This window comes from Flavobacterium sp. 2755, from assembly GCF_031455715.1.
GTDB lineage: Bacteria > Bacteroidota > Bacteroidia > Flavobacteriales > Flavobacteriaceae > Flavobacterium.
The window spans coordinates 452,823-469,021 of the sequence record NZ_JAVDTG010000004.1; the positions used below are offsets into that span (position 1 = coordinate 452,823).

A 16,199-nucleotide genomic window follows, 5' to 3' on the forward strand; every position below is an offset into this window, starting at 1 on the left:
ATAAAAAATATGAAAAACATAAATTACAGAATTTTTATTCTCCTTTTTCTTGTCACAATTAGTTGCATTCAAAAAGAAGAAGCCGATGTAAAAAAATCAATCAAAAATATTATTGAAAGATTTCCTCAATTAAAAACTAATAAAGATAAATTTGGCAATGACTACAAATTTGTAAAAAGCGTAAAAAACGGAAAATTTAATTTTGAAATTCAATTATTTTCTGAGCCAGATAGTATTAAAGGCAGTCAAGAAATTATTGTTTTTGTAAATTCAAAAAAAGAATGTTATGCGATTCCATTTTTTTCAAATAAATATAAAGATTATTGGGAATTTCCTTTTGATAAACAAATTCCTAATGTTCAAAAGATAAATTCTACTTTTACTTTAGAGTTGAATAATGCTTTAAATAAATTAACAGCAAAGGAAAAAGACAAAGAAAATATTAAATATGAAATCACAAATGATCTCCTTTATTCTATTTTAAATTGTCAAAACCTAGAAGAACGTGACAGTACTTTAGTTTATCGAACTATGTATCCAAATTCAGATCTACCTAATGAAGATTATGATGAATCTCATATCAGACTTAAAAAAAATTATAGCTTAATGCTAAAAGAATGGCATCCTGAAGAAAATATAATAAATTACAATTGCTATCTAGACAGGAAAAATTATCGAATTTATCAATTAAACTATTATAATAAACCCAAATTTAAAGTAAAAACATATAGACAAGATTGGGGATTTACTCCTTTAAGTCTTTAATTTTCATTAATGATTAAAACACTTTCCCCATCACATAATCTTCCATTAAATAACCATTTCCAATTTCTATGTCAACTGTTTCTTTGATTTCAAAACCTAGTTTTTTATAGAAATTCAATGCTGTATTAAAACGGTTTACGTTTAATAAAAGTGCTGCCGAATTATTTTCTAAAGCCAGTTTTTCAATGGATTCGAAAACTATTTTCCCGTAACCTTTTCCTTGTGTTTCCGGCAGAAGATAGATTTTATGGATTTTGGTTATGGCTTTATTATTATAATTATGCTCAATTCCAATAAAGCCAATTGTAGATCCTGAATCTGAAATTAGATAAAATAATTGTTCTTTATTCTCGATTTGCTTTGCTAAAGCTTCTTCTGAATAAAATAAACCCAGCATATAATCTAACTGTTCTTTAGTCAAAATTTTGCCGTAAGTAATTGGCCAGGTGATATTAGTGATTTCCTGAATTGTTTTGATATCACTTAAACCTGCTTCTGAAATGGTAATCATATTATATTCTAAATATTTTAATTTGTAAAAACCTGATTTTCTTGTTCGCTTACGCGGATGAAAGTTGTTCGCTTTGTAAGTTCTTTTAATTTTGATGCGCCAACATAAGTACAAGTGCTTCGTAATCCGCCCAAAATATCTAAAACTGTGGCAATAACATTTCCTTTGAACGGAACTTTTACTGTTTTTCCTTCGCTTGCTCTGTATTCTGCAACGCCTCCAACATGTTTTTCCATCGCAGTTGCCGAACTCATTCCGTAGAATTGTTTGAATTTTTCTCCGTTTATTTCGATTAATTCGCCTCCACTTTCAGTATGCCCGGCCAGCATTCCGCCTAACATTACAAAATCAGAACCTGCACCAAAAGCTTTTGCAACGTCACCCGGAGTTGAACAGCCGCCGTCGCTTATAATATGACCGCCTAAACCGTGAGCTGCATCGGCACATTCGATAATGGCAGAAAGCTGTGGATAACCTACGCCTGTTTTGACACGTGTTGTGCAGACAGAACCCGGCCCGATTCCCACTTTTACGATATCGGCTCCAGCCAAAAGTAATTCTTCGACCATTTCGCCTGTAACTACATTTCCGGCAATAATTACTTTATCGGGATATTGTTTTCGGGTTTGTTTTAAAAACTGAACAAAGTGTTCTGAATAACCGTTTGCAACGTCAATACAAATAAATCTTAATAACGGATTTGCTGTTATGACTTTACCTATTTTATCAAAATCTTCTTTTCCGGTTCCGGTGCTTATGGCTATATAGTTGTAGAAATCCGGCGTTACATTTTTCAAAAAACTATTCCATTCTTCTAAAGTATAATGTTTATGAATGGCGGTAAAAAGTTTTTCTTTTGCCAAAACCTGAGCCATTTCAAAAGTACCGACTGTATCCATATTGGCGGCCATTATGGGAATTCCTGTCCAATCTGAAGTGCTGTGTAAAAACTTAAAATTTCGTTCTAATGAAACTTCAGATCTGCTTTTGAGCGTTGATCTTTTTGGGCGAATCATTACGTCTTTAAATCCTAATTTCAGATCGTTTTCTATTCTCATGGCTTTGAATTTTGGTTACTTTCAAAGATAGGAATTTTTAGATTGCAGATTTTAGAATTTAGATTTTAGAATTTAGATTTTAGATTGGTAAACTTTGCGCTTAATTGGCACACGGATGATACGGATTCGCTTTTGCGAAAGCGCGGATTTGACGCGGATTTTTTAATTTGGTTTAATTCTGTTTCAAGTTTCAGGTTTGTCACGTTGAGCGAAGTCGAAACGTACTCCAATGAGAAACTTGAAACTTTAAACCTGAAACCTGAAACAAAACTAAAACTATCCGTGAATAGTTTCGTTTTTCCCGTAATTTTTAATAATCGATTCTTCAAATTCTAGCCATTCTCTCCAGCGTTTTTCAACGTCTATTCCGGTTCCGTATTTTCTTGCGTAAGTGATAAATGTAGTGTAGTGTCCGGCTTCACTTTCCATTAATTCTCTGTAGAAAACAGCTAATTCTTCGTCCTGAATATTTTCAGAAAGAACTTTGAAACGTTCGCAGCTTCTTGCTTCTATCATCGCTGAGAATAATAATCTTTCTACAAGCCCGGAAACACGGCTTCCGTCGCCGCTTTTTTTCATGTATTGGTACAGTTCGTTTACGTATTCATCTTTACGTTCACGTCCTAATTTTAATCCTCTTTTGATGATGATATTATGAACCTGCTCAAAATGATCTATTTCTTCTTTGGCTAAAGCCAATAAATCTTTAACCAAATCCTGATGTTCTGAGTTATTAGTAATAATTGTAATCGCGTTTGTTGCTGCTTTTTGCTCGCACCAAGCGTGATCTGTTAAGATTTCTTCTATGTTTTTCTCAACGATATTTACCCATCTTGGGTCGGTTGGCAATTGTAATCTTAATACGCCCATTTGTCTTTGTTTTTTTGTTTCAGGTTTCAGGTTTCAGGTTCTTTTAGGAACGAAAAAAGTTTAAAGTCTTAAACTGTCTTTTGAACAGCATAAAACTTTAAACTTGAAACTTTAAACTTGAAACTATTTTTTAATATGCAAAAATCGGTCTTTCGCTCATTAATTCGTTTACTTGTTCAGCAACTTCTTCGATAACATCTTCATTTGTATGATCAGTAAGAACTTTATCGATTAAAGCTACGATAGTTTCCATATCTTTTTCAACTAAACCACGAGTTGTGATTGCAGCTGTTCCAACACGAATTCCTGAAGTGATAAATGGTGATTTATCGTCAAAAGGAACCATGTTTTTGTTTACTGTAATTTCTGCTTTTACTAATGCATTTTCAGCTTCTTTTCCAGAAATATTTTTATTTCTTAAATCGATAAGCATCATGTGGTTATCAGTTCCGCCAGAGATAATGTTGTAACCTCTTTTTACGAAAGCATCTGCCATTGCATTTGCATTTTTTTGTAATTGCATTGCATAAGAGAAGAATTCATCTTTTAATGCTTCACCAAAAGCAACCGCTTTAGCAGCAATAATGTGCATTAAAGGTCCACCTTGATTTCCAGGGAAAACAGCTAGATCTAATAATGAAGACATCATTCTAATTTCTCCTTTTGGAGTTTTTAATCCTTGTGGATTTTCGAAATCTTTCCCCATTAAGATCAAACCTCCACGAGGTCCGCGTAATGTTTTGTGAGTCGTTGTAGAAACGATATGACAATGTGGAATTGGGTCATTTAATAATCCTTTTGCAATAAGACCCGCTGGGTGAGAAATATCAGCAAATAAAATTGCTCCTACGCTGTCAGCGATTTGTCTGAAACGAGCAAAATCCATATCACGAGAATAAGCCGAAGCTCCTGCGATGATTAATTTTGGCTGTTCTTTAGTTGCAATTTCCTGGATTTTATCATAATCTAAACGACCAGTTTCAGCATCTACACCATAAAAAACCGGACGATATAAACGTCCTGAAAAGTTTACAGGAGAACCGTGTGTTAAGTGACCACCGTGAGATAAATCGAAACCTAAAATAGTATCTCCAGGATTTAAACATGCGTGGTAAACAGCTGTATTTGCCTGAGAACCTGAGTGAGGCTGTACGTTTGCGTATTCAGCACCAAATAATTCTTTAGCTCTGTCAATTGCAATCTGCTCAATAACGTCAACTACTTCGCAGCCTCCGTAATATCTTTTGCCTGGATAACCTTCAGCATATTTATTAGTTAAAACAGAACCAGCTGCTTCCATTACTTCGTCACTTACAAAATTCTCAGAAGCAATAAGTTCTAGTCCGTGAATTTGTCTTTCTTTTTCCTCTTGGATAAGATCAAAAATTTGTTCGTCGCGTTGCATTTTTTCGTTTTTCGTTAATTTCCTGCAAAAATACAAAAAAACGTTTGTGATACTGTTAGATTATGATATATTTGACATGTAATTTTTCAACAAATAATTAACATCTAACATGCCAATAACCGCCAACGATACTAAAAGAAAATCATGGTTAGAAGTACCAGAAAATAGCGACTTCCCTATTCAAAATATCCCTTTCGGTGTATTTCTTACCAAAGAAAATGTCGTTACAGTAGGAACTAGAATTGGCGATTACGCTATAGATTTAGGGGCTTTACAACAATTAAACTATTTTGAAGGAATAGATTTAACCGATGATATGTTTATGCAGGACACGCTTAATGATTTTATTTCTGACGGAAAAAAAACATGGCGTTTGGTACGAAATCGTATCGCTGATATTTTCGACGAAACCAATCCTCAGCTAAGAGATTCAACAAAAGACCGCGATATTGTTATTTTTAATATCGACGATGTGGAGATGCAATTACCCGTTTTAATTGGTGATTATACTGATTTTTATTCAAGCAAAGAACATGCTACAAACGTTGGTAAAATGTTCCGCGATCCAGAAAATGCGCTTCTGCCAAACTGGTTACATATTCCAGTTGGATATCACGGAAGAAGTTCTACAATTGTTCCGTCTGGAATTCCGGTTCACAGACCAATGGGACAAACGATGCCTGCAGGCGGAGATTATCCTGTATTTGGTCCATCACGTTTAGTAGATTTCGAACTTGAAACTGCTTTTATTACTACTGATGTAAATATTATGGGAGAAAATATCCCAACATATGAAGCAGAAGATTATATTTTCGGGATGGTTTTATTGAATGACTGGAGCGCGCGCGATATCCAAAAATGGGAATATGTGCCTCTTGGACCATTCTTAGCCAAAAACTTTGCAACGTCAATTTCTCCGTGGATTGTAACTATGGATGCTTTGGAGCCTTTTAGAACAAAAGGGCCTAAACAAGATCCATCACCGCTTCCGTATTTACAAACAAAAGGAAAAAAAGCTTTTGATATTCATTTAGAGGTTTCAATTAAACCTGAAGAGGCTGAAGAAACTGTGGTTTCAAAATCTAATTTTAAATATTTATACTGGTCAATGAGTCAGCAATTAGCGCATCATACTTCAAACGGATGTCGTGTTAATTCTGGTGATATGATGGGATCAGGAACGATTTCAGGACCGACTCCTGATAGTTTTGGTTCTATGTTAGAATTGACTTGGGGCGGAAAAAATCCGCTTACTTTAAAAGATGGAACTGAACGTAAATTTATTGAAGATAATGACACTGTAATCATTAGAGGTTTCTGTGAAAATACTGAAGTAAGAATTGGTTTTGGAGAAGTTTCCAGTCAATTGTTACCTCCCTTTATTAAACAATGAAGAGCAGATAAATTATCTGAAGAGATATAGAAATAAAAAAACCTTGGTTATCGCCAAGGTTTTTTTATGCGGCTAATTTTAACCATATAAGTAATTTAAGTTCATTTAAAAATATTACATATATGGTTTTATTTATTAAGCAGGAATCTGTTGGCTTAAGCAATGTAGTGTTCCGAATCCCCAGATGAAATCTATACAGCTAATTCCGATTACTTCTCTGTCTGGAAAACATTCTGAAAGTATATTTAAAGCTACACGATCGTTGCTGTCATTAAATGTTGGCACTAAAACACAATTATTCAAGATTAAGAAATTAGCATAACTTGCTGGTAATCTTAAATCTTCAAAATCTACACGTTTTGGCATTGGCAACGCTACAATAACCGGCGATTTTCCGTTTTCTAGTTTGGCATTTTGTAAACGTTTCAAATTATCCTGTAAAGGTTTGTAGTTTGAATCGTTTTTATCAGTTTCTACAATTGTTACGATTGTATCTTCGTTTACGAATCGGCATAAATCATCTATGTGACCGTGCGTATCATCACCTTCTATTCCGTCTCCAAGCCAGATTACGTTTGTAACTCCCAGATATTCTTTAAAAACAGCTTCGTAATCTTCTTTGGTAAAACCTTGATTTCTAACCTGAATTGTTGGGTGCATTAAGCATTCTTCAGAAGTTAACAAAGTTCCTTTTCCGTTTACATCAATTGCTCCACCTTCAACAATTACCGGTTTTCCTTTATAAGTAACCTGAGTTAACGGCACATCAATAAAATCGGCAACTTTACCCGGAACAAATTTATCTAATTGATAGTTTTTATATTTTGCCCAGCCGTTGAAGTTGAAATTTAATGCTTCTCTTTTTGAACCATTTTTTACAATAATCGGCCCGGAATCACGCATCCAGCTTCTGTTGGTTTTATGGATTATATAGGAAACGTTTTTGATATTAACACGAGCTCTTTCAAGCATTTCAGCTACTTTTTCTTTTAGCTTTTCATCGGCTACGACCAAAAAAACAGTTTCAAAAGTCGCTACTTTTTTAATAAATTCTACAAAAGCCCATTGAACTGCTTCATATTTTCCCGGCCAGTCGTTACCGTTATGCGGAAAACATAATACAATTCCTTGTTGTTTTTCCCACTCTGCTGGAAATCTTCTATTATTTGCTGCCATAAAAGGTTCTAATTTTTAAAAGTGTACAAAGATAAGCATTCGTTAGGATTTTAAAACATCTGAATAAAATCATCTGTTATTTCACAAATAATATCTTCCAAAATTTAAGTTAAAGATTAAATAATGAAGGCTTAATATTCGACCGGAATCGGCTAATTACTTTTGGCAAAAACTAAAACACTAACAAATGAAAAAAGTAACTCTATCCTTATTAGCAGCTTTATTTTTAATGGCTAGCTGTAATAACGATGAAAACTCTAACAACGAAGAACCGGAAACTGTTGTAAATGAAAATCCTGCCACTTTTAAAGAAATTGGTTCGATTAAAATTGGCGGAGAAGCTGCTGCTGAAATTTCTGCTTATTGCGAAAAAACAAAAAGACTTTTTACTGTAAATAACAGTGGAACTAATCAAATTGATGTTATTGATTTAGCCGACCCAACAAAACCGGTTAAAATTGGTCAAATTAATTTAGCTGCTTATGAAGGTGCTTCAAACAGCGTTTCTATTTATGATGGAAAACTGGCTGTTGCTTTAGAATCAACGACAAACAAACAAGGAAACGGAAAAGTTGTTGTTTTTAACACAAGCGATTACAGCTTAATAAAACAAGTTACAGTTGGTGCATTGCCAGATATGATTACATTTTCTGCTGACGGAAAATATATTATGACTGCTAACGAAGGTGAACCAAATACTGATTATTCTCAAGATCCAAACGGAACTATTTCTATTATCGAAACTAGCAATTATACTGTTACAACTCTTGATTTTGCTTCTTTCAGCAGTCAGGCAGCGGCATTGGCTAAAGACGGATTCAGAATTTCTAAGTATGCTAAAAGTTTTGCTCAGGATATTGAACCAGAGTACATTACAATTTCTGATGATTCAAAAACGGCCTGGGTAACTTTGCAGGAAAACAATGGTGTTGCAAAAGTGGATTTGGCTTCAAAAACTATTACTGCAATTTATCCTTTAGGATTAAAAGATTACAATACGGCAGAAAATGCTATTGATGTAAGTGATAGTGACGACAAAATTGCATTTGGCCCATGGAAAGTTAAAGGATTATATATGCCGGATGCTATCAGTCATTTTTCTTCTAATAATGTTCCTTACTTTGTTACTGCTAATGAAGGTGATGCAAGAGAATATGATGCTTATACAGACATTAAACGTATGAAAAGTTTGAAGCTTGATGCAACGGTTTTCCCTGATGCTGCTACTTTAAAATTAGATGCTAATTTAGGAAGATTGAATCTTATTACTGATATGGGAGATACAGATGGTGATGGAGATTTAGATGAAATGGTAAGTTTTGGTGCAAGATCATTTTCTATCTGGAACGGAAACACTGGAAAAATCGTTTATGACAGTAAAAATGATGTTGACAAAAAAACAAACGAATTAGGAACTTACGATGACAAACGAAGCGATGATAAAGGTTCTGAACCAGAAGCTGTAGTTGTTGCTAAAATGGGAAATCAGAATATTTTATTTGTAGGTCTTGAAAGATCTGATGCTTTTATGACTTATGATGTTACGAATCCTGCTTCACCTCAATATTTACAAACGGTAAAAACGGGTGATGCTCCAGAAGGTGTACTTTATATTCCTGCTTCAAAAAGCCCAACTAAAAGAAGTTTAGTTGTTGTGAGCAGCGAAGGTGACGGAACAATAAAAATTTATCAGCCAGATTTAAAATAACCAGTATTTTAAAATTCAAAAAGGGTAAAATTTAGATTTTATCCTTTTTTTTTTGCTAAAAACAAAAGTTTAATTAATGTATTTTCAGATTCTTAGACAAAACAATGGGAATTATGTAAGACGGTATACAACACATTCCAAAAATGCCAGCCCTACTTTTGCTAAGAGTTTAAATAAAAGCCGAATTAAATTTTTTGATATTATGAAAAAGAAATTAGCATCTGTATCTCTTTTACTATTAGCCTTCGCTGCAAATGCACAAATGACTACCATGTCTACAGCACCAAGTATTGAAAAGCCAGAATATAACAAATGGTCTATCGAATTAAATGGTGGTGTTAATAAACCAACAAGAGCCATGACTCCGGGATATGCTACTGAAAGCCTGAATTTGTTTCATGGTGATTTAGGTGTACGATATATGTTTAATCCAAAGTTTGGTGTAAAGTTAGATGTTGGATACGATCAATTTACAGAAAAAAACAATACTCCTGATTTTGAAAGTCGATATGTACGTGCAAGTTTACAAGGGGTTATTAATGTTGGACGCGCCTTAAATTTTGAAACATGGACAAATACTATTGGGATTTTGGCTCATGGGGGTTTTGGAGTTTCGCAAATTAGTACTGAAACCGGTTTTGGTGGTCAGGATTATATGGCGCACGGAATCGCAGGTTTGACAGGACAAATTAAATTAAGTAACCGAGTTGCTTTGACTGGTGATCTTACCGGAATTATTAACGGAAGACAAAACTGGAATTTTGACGGAATGGGAAATACTACAACTGATTCTTTTGATGGTATTTTACTAAATGCTTCTGTTGGTTTGACTTTCTATTTAGGTAAAAATGAAAAACATGCTGACTGGTATTCTGAAGAAAATGAAAGGTTAAATAAATTAGAAGATAGGGTTACTACTATTGAAACTGGCCTTATTGACAGTGATAAAGATGGTGTCGCTGATCTATATGATTTAGAACCAAATACGATTGCCGGAGTGGCTGTAAATACAAAAGGACAATCTATTGACAATAATCAAAATGGTGTACCGGATGAACTGGAAAGCTATTTAGAGAAAACATACGGACAAAACGGTAAAGGTGCAACAAACAGCACTGTAGAAGAATTAATTAATGGAGGATATGTAAATGTTTATTTCGATTTTAATTCGTCTAAACCAACAAACGCTTCTTTATCAGGTGTTGATTTCTTAGTGAAATATCTAAAAAATAATCCTGGAAAATCTGCGGATATTGTGGGTTACGCTGACGAAATTGGAAAAACAAGTTACAATACTGAGTTGTCAAGAAAAAGAGCTGAAGCTGTTAAGAAAGTCGCTGTTAATGCGGGAATTGATGCTTCAAGATTGAATGTAATTGCGAACGGAGAAGATACTTCGGTAAACAAAAACTCAAAAGAGGCACGTCAAATCGTGAGAAGAGTTACTTTCAAGGTAAAGTAAATTATATATTACATTAAAAAAGTCGGTTTCAAATTATTGAAACCGACTTTTTATTTTATATCAAGATAAATCTAAATTATTTATCAATTGCTCTTTTTGTAATATCTCCAAAAGCATCAATTCTTCTGTCTCTGAAGAATGGCCAGTTTTGACGAACATTTTCCTGTAAATCTAAGTCAACCTCAGCAATTAAGATTTCTTCTTTATCATGAGATGCCTGCGCTAAAATTTCTCCTTGCGGACCAGCAATGAATGATGCTCCCCAAAATTGAATTCCTTCTGTTCCTTCAAGATATTTTTCAAGACCAATTCGGTTTGCTGCTGCAACGAAAACACCATTTGCAACGGCGTGGCCTTTCATTACGTTCATCCAGGCTCCGTATTGGTTTTCTCCGTATTGTTCTTTTTCTTTTGGATGCCATCCAATTGCAGTTGGATAAAATAAAACTTCTGCACCTTTTAAAGCTGTAATACGAGCTGCTTCCGGATACCATTGATCCCAGCAGATTAATGTTCCAACTGTTCCTTTTTTAGTTTCTATTGCCTTGAAACCTAAATCACCTGGCGTAAAATAGAATTTTTCATAGAAATGCGGATCGTCTGGAATATGCATTTTACGGTATAAACCAGCTTCTGTACCATCTGTATCGATGATATAAGCACTGTTGTGGTAAATTCCTGCCATTCTTTTTTCGAAGAAAGGAACAATAACTACTACTCCAAGTTCTTTTGCCAACTCGCTGAAAGCAATAAATGAAGTGCTGTAAAGTGGTTCTGCTAATGCAAAATTGTCCACATCTTCGCTTTGGCAGAAATAATGACTGCTATATAATTCCGGAAGTAAGATAACTTCTGCGCCTTGACTTGCCGCATCTCTTACCCAGCTGATACATTTTTTTAAATTGTTTTCGGCTACATCATTCAGGTTTAACTGAATTACCGATATTTTATATTTTCTTTTCGACATGACATAAAATTTAGAGTGCAAAAATAGTAAATTTTAGAGGAATGGCAAAAGCGCAATATTTTATGATACAATTAAATTTGTAGATATTACTAAAATAAAAACCATTTCACATCGGTTTAAAATTAAACGTCTGCAAAATGGTTTTACCACCTAAAGTAATCAACTAAGAAATGTTAGTCTATAACAACACTTTTAGTTATGAATTCTGTTGCTGATTTTTTGAATTTAATGTCAAAAGTTCCTTTTGCAGTTGCTTTAAATTTGTAAGCTGTCTTTTTAGGATCTGGAACCTGCTGTGTGCAAACTCCAGTTGGATATTTCGCTATAACTTGTAATCCGTTTACGTCTCCAATTTTTACTTCAGAAATTTTATCGAATTCTCCACAACCATTATCTACAACAAAAGATATTTCGTAGCTTAACTCGTCATTCACTTTTCCTGTCGCCGGTCCTTTAATTTCAGTAACAAATGCTGTTTTTGAAAATGAATTGTTTACCGGTTCCTCGTCGTCATCATTATTACATGAAACAAATGCAATTGACAAGAATAAAACTACTAAAACTGATTTTAATTTAAAACTTTTCATATAAAATAATAATTTAATGTTATAATATGAAGATGCGGAATAAATAAAATGGTTGCTTTAGCCAAATGTTAATTTGCACAATAAAAAGAGTAAACTTTTGTAATTGAGAGACTTATTTAGCAAAAATAATTTTAAAAAGAAACATAATTTCTTATGAAAAACAAAAAAGTCTCGTTTAGCCCCGATAGAAACGGCATCCTTTTATGGTCTCGTTTCTTTAACGAGACCATAAAAGATATAGTGGATAGCGGGACTGCAGGTACTTTGAAAATTGATAATTCTGCTTCAAAAAAAAACACCAATCTTTCGACTGGTGTTTCATAAATTATTTAATCTTATTTTTAGATTAATGTTTTTTCTTTTTGAATATTTTTTTGAAGAGATTCACAAATCCTAAAACGACAAGTCCTAAAGCCAATCCAATTACGAATTCTTTTATAATGGAAGGGATCTTAATTTCTTCAGATAAATGATGGAAATATGGAATGTAGTGCACAAAAATACCTCCGGCAACTAATATTAAAGCGATTGTACCAATTACGGTTAAACTTTTAATAACTAATGGAAGTGCTTTAACTAAAATATTTCCGATGAATTTTGATATGCTTTTTTCTCTTTTACTAAATTTAATAAGCTTATACCCTGCTTCGTCCATTCTAACAATAAGGGCTACAATACCATAAACTCCTATCGTTGCGATTACGGCAATTATTGATGTTACGATAATTTGCTGTGTAAGAGGTTCATCAATAACAGTTCCCAAAGCTATAATTACGATTTCGACAGATAAGATAAAATCGGTTACGATTGCTGATTTTATTTTTCCTTTCTCTACTTCTAAAATTTGTTCTTCTGTTAGAACTTCTTCGGTAATTCCTTCTGATTCTTCGTGATCATGAGGAAAAATAAATTCGTAAATTTTTTCGGCTCCTTCATACGCCAGGAAAAGTCCGCCTAGAACCAGAATTACAATGATTGCAATAGGAAAAAATGCACTTAATAGAAAAGCGACAGGCAAAATAATGATTTTGTTAAGAAGCGAACCTTTGCTTATTGCCCACAAAACAGGAAGCTCTCTCGATGAAGCAAATCCAGAAGCTTTCTCGGCATTAACCGCTAAGTCATCGCCCAGAATACCTGCTGTTTTTTTTGCTGCAACTTTACTCATTACTGCAACGTCGTCCATAATTGCTGCGATATCGTCTAGTAGTACGAAAAAACCTGATGCCATTATATTTTGTCTTTGTTTAAAATTTAGTTGTGCGAATTTAAGACTTTTTATGCTGATGTTTTTAATGATTTCATGGATTTAATTTTTAACTGCACTGACCTAATAAAAGCCAGATAATTACAAAAACCAGTATGGTTCCAAAACATCCGCCGCCTAATTTTTTTGCTCCATATCCTGCGATTAACCCTCTAAATATATTGTTCATGATAATTAGTTTTATGTTATAGTAAATTTGAGAATTAAATCAGATTTCTTGTTTATAGGACTTTTGGAAAAAGTTTCATTATTTACGGATATAAAAAAACACCAGCCTTTCGACTGGTGTTTTCTCCTCAAAAATAATTAACCAAATAAATTATAGTTGTGTTTGATTTCTAAAAACCAAATTACCATCAAAAGCATCTAGTAAAATGATGCTGTCTGTTGTTATATTTCCTGCCAAAATTTCTTTTGACAATTGATTCAATACTTCTCTCTGAACCACACGTTTTACAGGTCTTGCACCAAAATGCGGATCATAACCTTTGTCTGACAAGTAAGCAATTGCTTCTGGAGTTGCATCCATCGTAATACCTTGAAGTGCCAGCATTTTTGTAACGCTCTTTAATTGCAGACTTACAATTTTTGAAATATTCTCAACTGTAAGCGGCGTAAACATTACGATTTCGTCGATACGATTTATAAATTCAGGACGAACGGTTTGTTTCAACAATCCTAAAACTTCGTTTTTAGCAGCTTCTGTAGCAACTTCAACGCTTCCTTTTAGGTTTTCAAATTTTTCCTGAATAATATGACTTCCCATATTTGAGGTCATAATGATAATCGTGTTTTTAAAATCGGCAAGGCGGCCTTTGTTATCTGTTAATCGGCCTTCATCAAGAACCTGCAATAAAATATTGAACGTATCCGGATGGGCTTTTTCGATTTCATCTAATAAAATAACTGAATACGGTTTTCTACGAACGGCTTCTGTCAATTGTCCGCCTTCATCATAACCTACATATCCCGGAGGCGCACCAACTAAACGGCTCACGCTGTGACGTTCCTGGTACTCACTCATATCGATACGGGTCATCGCATTTTCGTCATCAAAAAGATATTCTGCCAATGCTTTTGCCAACTCTGTTTTACCAACTCCGGTTGTTCCAAGGAATAAGAAAGTTCCAACTGGTTTTTTCATATCTTGTAGACCCGCACGGCTTCTGCGAACGGCATCACTAACAGCTTCAATCGCTTCTTCCTGACCCACTACACGTTTGTGTAATTCATCTTCAAGATGCAATAGTTTTTCTCTTTCTGTCTGAAGCATTTTCATAACCGGAATTCCAGTCCATTTTGCTATAACTTCTGCAATATCTTCACGGGTTACTTCTTCTTTAATCAAAGAATTATTTGATTGAAATTCTAACAATTGTTTTTGTAATGCTTCCTGACGTTCTTGTGCTTCTTTTATTTTTCCGTAACGAATTTCGGCTACTTTTCCGTAATCACCGTCACGTTCTGCACGTTCTGCTTCGTATTTAAAATCTTCGATTTCTAATTTTACAGCCTGAATTCCGTCCACAATATCTTTTTCAGATTTCCATCTGGCGTAGATTTCGTTGCGTTCTTCTTTCAGGTTTGCCAAATCCATACGAAGGATTTTCAGTTTGCTTTCTTCTTTCTCACGTTTGATCGCTTCAATTTCAATTTCCAACTGCATGATTTTACGATCCAAAACATCTAATTCCTCAGGTTTTGAATTGATTTCCATACGCAGTTTCGAAGCCGCTTCGTCCATTAAGTCAATCGCTTTATCTGGTAAAAAACGATTGGTAATATAACGCTGTGAAAGTTCAACAGCGGCTATAATCGCCTCATCTTTAATCTGTACTTTATGGTGTGTTTCGTATTTCTCTTTAATTCCACGTAAAATTGAAATCGCACTTTCTGTATCCGGTTCGTCAATTAAAACTTTTTGAAAACGTCTTTCAAGCGCTTTGTCTTTCTCAAAATATTTTTGATATTCGTCCAAAGTTGTGGCACCAATTGCTCTCAATTCTCCACGAGCCAAAGCCGGTTTCAGGATATTAGCCGCATCCATTGCGCCTTCACCTCCACCCGCGCCTACAAGCGTGTGAATTTCATCAATAAACAAAACGATATCTCCTTCGGCAGAAGTAACTTCTTTTACAACCGATTTTAATCGTTCTTCAAATTCTCCTTTAAATTTTGCTCCGGCAATCAAAGCCCCCATATCTAATGAGAAAACGATTTTATCTTTTAAGTTTTCCGGAACGTCACCATCAACAATTCTGTGTGCTAAACCTTCTGCAATGGCAGTTTTACCAACTCCGGGCTCACCAATAAGCATTGGGTTATTTTTTGTTCTACGAGTCAAAATTTGCAATACACGACGAATTTCTTCGTCACGGCCAATAACCGGGTCCAGTTTTCCTGTACGGGCTAATTCATTTAAGTTTTTAGCGTATTTATTTAATGAATTATAAGTTTCTTCGGCAGATGCAGAAGTTACTCTTTCACCTTTACGTAATTCTTCGATTGCGGCTTTTAAGCCTTTTCCGGTAACGCCCTGATCTTTTAAAATTTGAGAAACTTTGCTTTTTGAATCGAAAATTGCCAAAATTAAATGTTCGATAGAAACGTATTCGTCATTCATTTTTTGCGCAATGATTTCTGCTTCATTCAAAGCTTTATTTGCATCTCTGGAAAGCAGAATATCGCCTCCTGAAACTTTTGGAAAACTCTGAATTGTGCTGTCTAAAATTTGTAAAAACAAAGGCACATTTACGTTTAATTTTTTCAAAATAAATGGCGCGACGTTTTCATCAACTTCAAAAATGGCTTTGAAAATGTGTTCATTTTCAATTTGCTGCTGGCCGTTTCGCTGTGCTAATTGCTGCGACAACTGAATGGCTTCCTGCGATTTAATAGTAAATTTATTTATGTTCATATTGTTAAGATTTGATTGATTTTTTATTTTAAATATTCGATTACATTAAAGTTAAGTCTTATTGAGATATTTTTTTAACTCAAAAGATTTAACTTTGCTAATCGATATTCAAA

13 protein-coding genes are annotated in these 16,199 nt (G+C 34.2%); 4 read left to right on the forward strand and 9 right to left on the reverse strand.

Features of this window, described 5'->3' with window-relative positions; translation table 11 throughout:
* Positions 1-9 precede the first annotated feature (9 nt).
* Positions 10-765 carry a hypothetical protein gene (locus J2Y38_RS12225; RefSeq protein WP_309842833.1) on the forward strand — a complete coding sequence of 252 codons (756 nt, stop codon included), beginning with the start codon at positions 10-12 and terminating at the stop codon, positions 763-765.
* Positions 766-778: 13 nt separating this feature from the next.
* On the opposite strand, the gene J2Y38_RS12230 is transcribed toward J2Y38_RS12225, so the two are convergent.
* From J2Y38_RS12230 to glyA, 4 genes are all read right to left on the reverse strand, one after another.
* A complete protein-coding gene (locus J2Y38_RS12230) occupies positions 779-1,276 on the reverse strand; it encodes a GNAT family N-acetyltransferase (RefSeq protein ID WP_309842834.1) in 498 nt (165 codons plus the stop codon).
* A gap of 17 nt (positions 1,277-1,293) precedes the next feature.
* On the reverse strand, positions 1,294-2,334 hold the full coding sequence (locus tag J2Y38_RS12235) for a GMP reductase (protein WP_309842837.1): 1,041 nt from the start codon (positions 2,332-2,334) through the stop codon (positions 1,294-1,296).
* Between the two features lie 276 nt (positions 2,335-2,610).
* Positions 2,611-3,204, reverse strand: a complete 594-nt coding sequence (locus J2Y38_RS12240) for a tRNA-(ms[2]io[6]A)-hydroxylase (protein WP_053472194.1) — start codon at positions 3,202-3,204, stop codon at positions 2,611-2,613.
* Between the two features lie 130 nt (positions 3,205-3,334).
* Entirely contained in the window at positions 3,335-4,609 is a 1,275-nt protein-coding gene (gene glyA, locus J2Y38_RS12245) for a serine hydroxymethyltransferase (RefSeq protein WP_309842841.1), read from the reverse strand.
* Between the two features lie 109 nt (positions 4,610-4,718).
* Between glyA and fahA the strand changes: the two genes are divergently transcribed.
* The gene (gene fahA / locus J2Y38_RS12250; protein ID WP_291144512.1) at positions 4,719-6,002 is read left to right on the forward strand and encodes a fumarylacetoacetase; all 1,284 of its coding nucleotides are present in this window, start codon (positions 4,719-4,721) and stop codon (positions 6,000-6,002) included.
* A gap of 135 nt (positions 6,003-6,137) precedes the next feature.
* On the opposite strand, the gene J2Y38_RS12255 is transcribed toward fahA, so the two are convergent.
* Complete coding sequence (locus J2Y38_RS12255) at positions 6,138-7,178, reverse strand: agmatine/peptidylarginine deiminase (protein WP_180856940.1); 1,041 nt, start codon at positions 7,176-7,178, stop codon at positions 6,138-6,140.
* 187 nt (positions 7,179-7,365) lie between these two features.
* On the opposite strand from J2Y38_RS12255, the gene J2Y38_RS12260 reads away from it, so the two are divergent.
* On the forward strand, positions 7,366-8,886 hold the full coding sequence (locus tag J2Y38_RS12260) for a choice-of-anchor I family protein (RefSeq protein WP_309842847.1): 1,521 nt from the start codon (positions 7,366-7,368) through the stop codon (positions 8,884-8,886).
* A 202-nt stretch (positions 8,887-9,088) separates the two neighbouring features.
* The gene (locus tag J2Y38_RS12265) at positions 9,089-10,348 is read left to right on the forward strand and encodes an OmpA family protein (protein WP_309842848.1); all 1,260 of its coding nucleotides are present in this window, start codon (positions 9,089-9,091) and stop codon (positions 10,346-10,348) included.
* Positions 10,349-10,424: 76 nt separating this feature from the next.
* Here the strand turns inward: J2Y38_RS12265 and J2Y38_RS12270 are convergent, their stop codons facing one another.
* The 4 genes from J2Y38_RS12270 to clpB all read right to left on the reverse strand — a co-directional run bounded on the left by J2Y38_RS12270 (position 10,425) and on the right by clpB (position 16,086).
* A complete protein-coding gene (locus tag J2Y38_RS12270) occupies positions 10,425-11,315 on the reverse strand; it encodes a carbon-nitrogen hydrolase (protein WP_309842851.1) in 891 nt (296 codons plus the stop codon).
* Between the two features lie 173 nt (positions 11,316-11,488).
* Positions 11,489-11,902, reverse strand: coding sequence for a hypothetical protein (locus J2Y38_RS12275; protein WP_309842853.1), 414 nt, complete (start codon positions 11,900-11,902; stop codon positions 11,489-11,491).
* Between the two features lie 346 nt (positions 11,903-12,248).
* Positions 12,249-13,133 (reverse strand): DUF808 domain-containing protein, encoded by an 885-nt coding sequence (locus tag J2Y38_RS12280; protein WP_309842856.1) that lies wholly within the window; start codon positions 13,131-13,133, stop codon positions 12,249-12,251.
* A 355-nt stretch (positions 13,134-13,488) separates the two neighbouring features.
* Entirely contained in the window at positions 13,489-16,086 is a 2,598-nt protein-coding gene (gene clpB / locus J2Y38_RS12285; RefSeq protein ID WP_309842858.1) for an ATP-dependent chaperone ClpB, read from the reverse strand.
* Between the last annotated feature and the right edge of the window lie 113 nt (positions 16,087-16,199).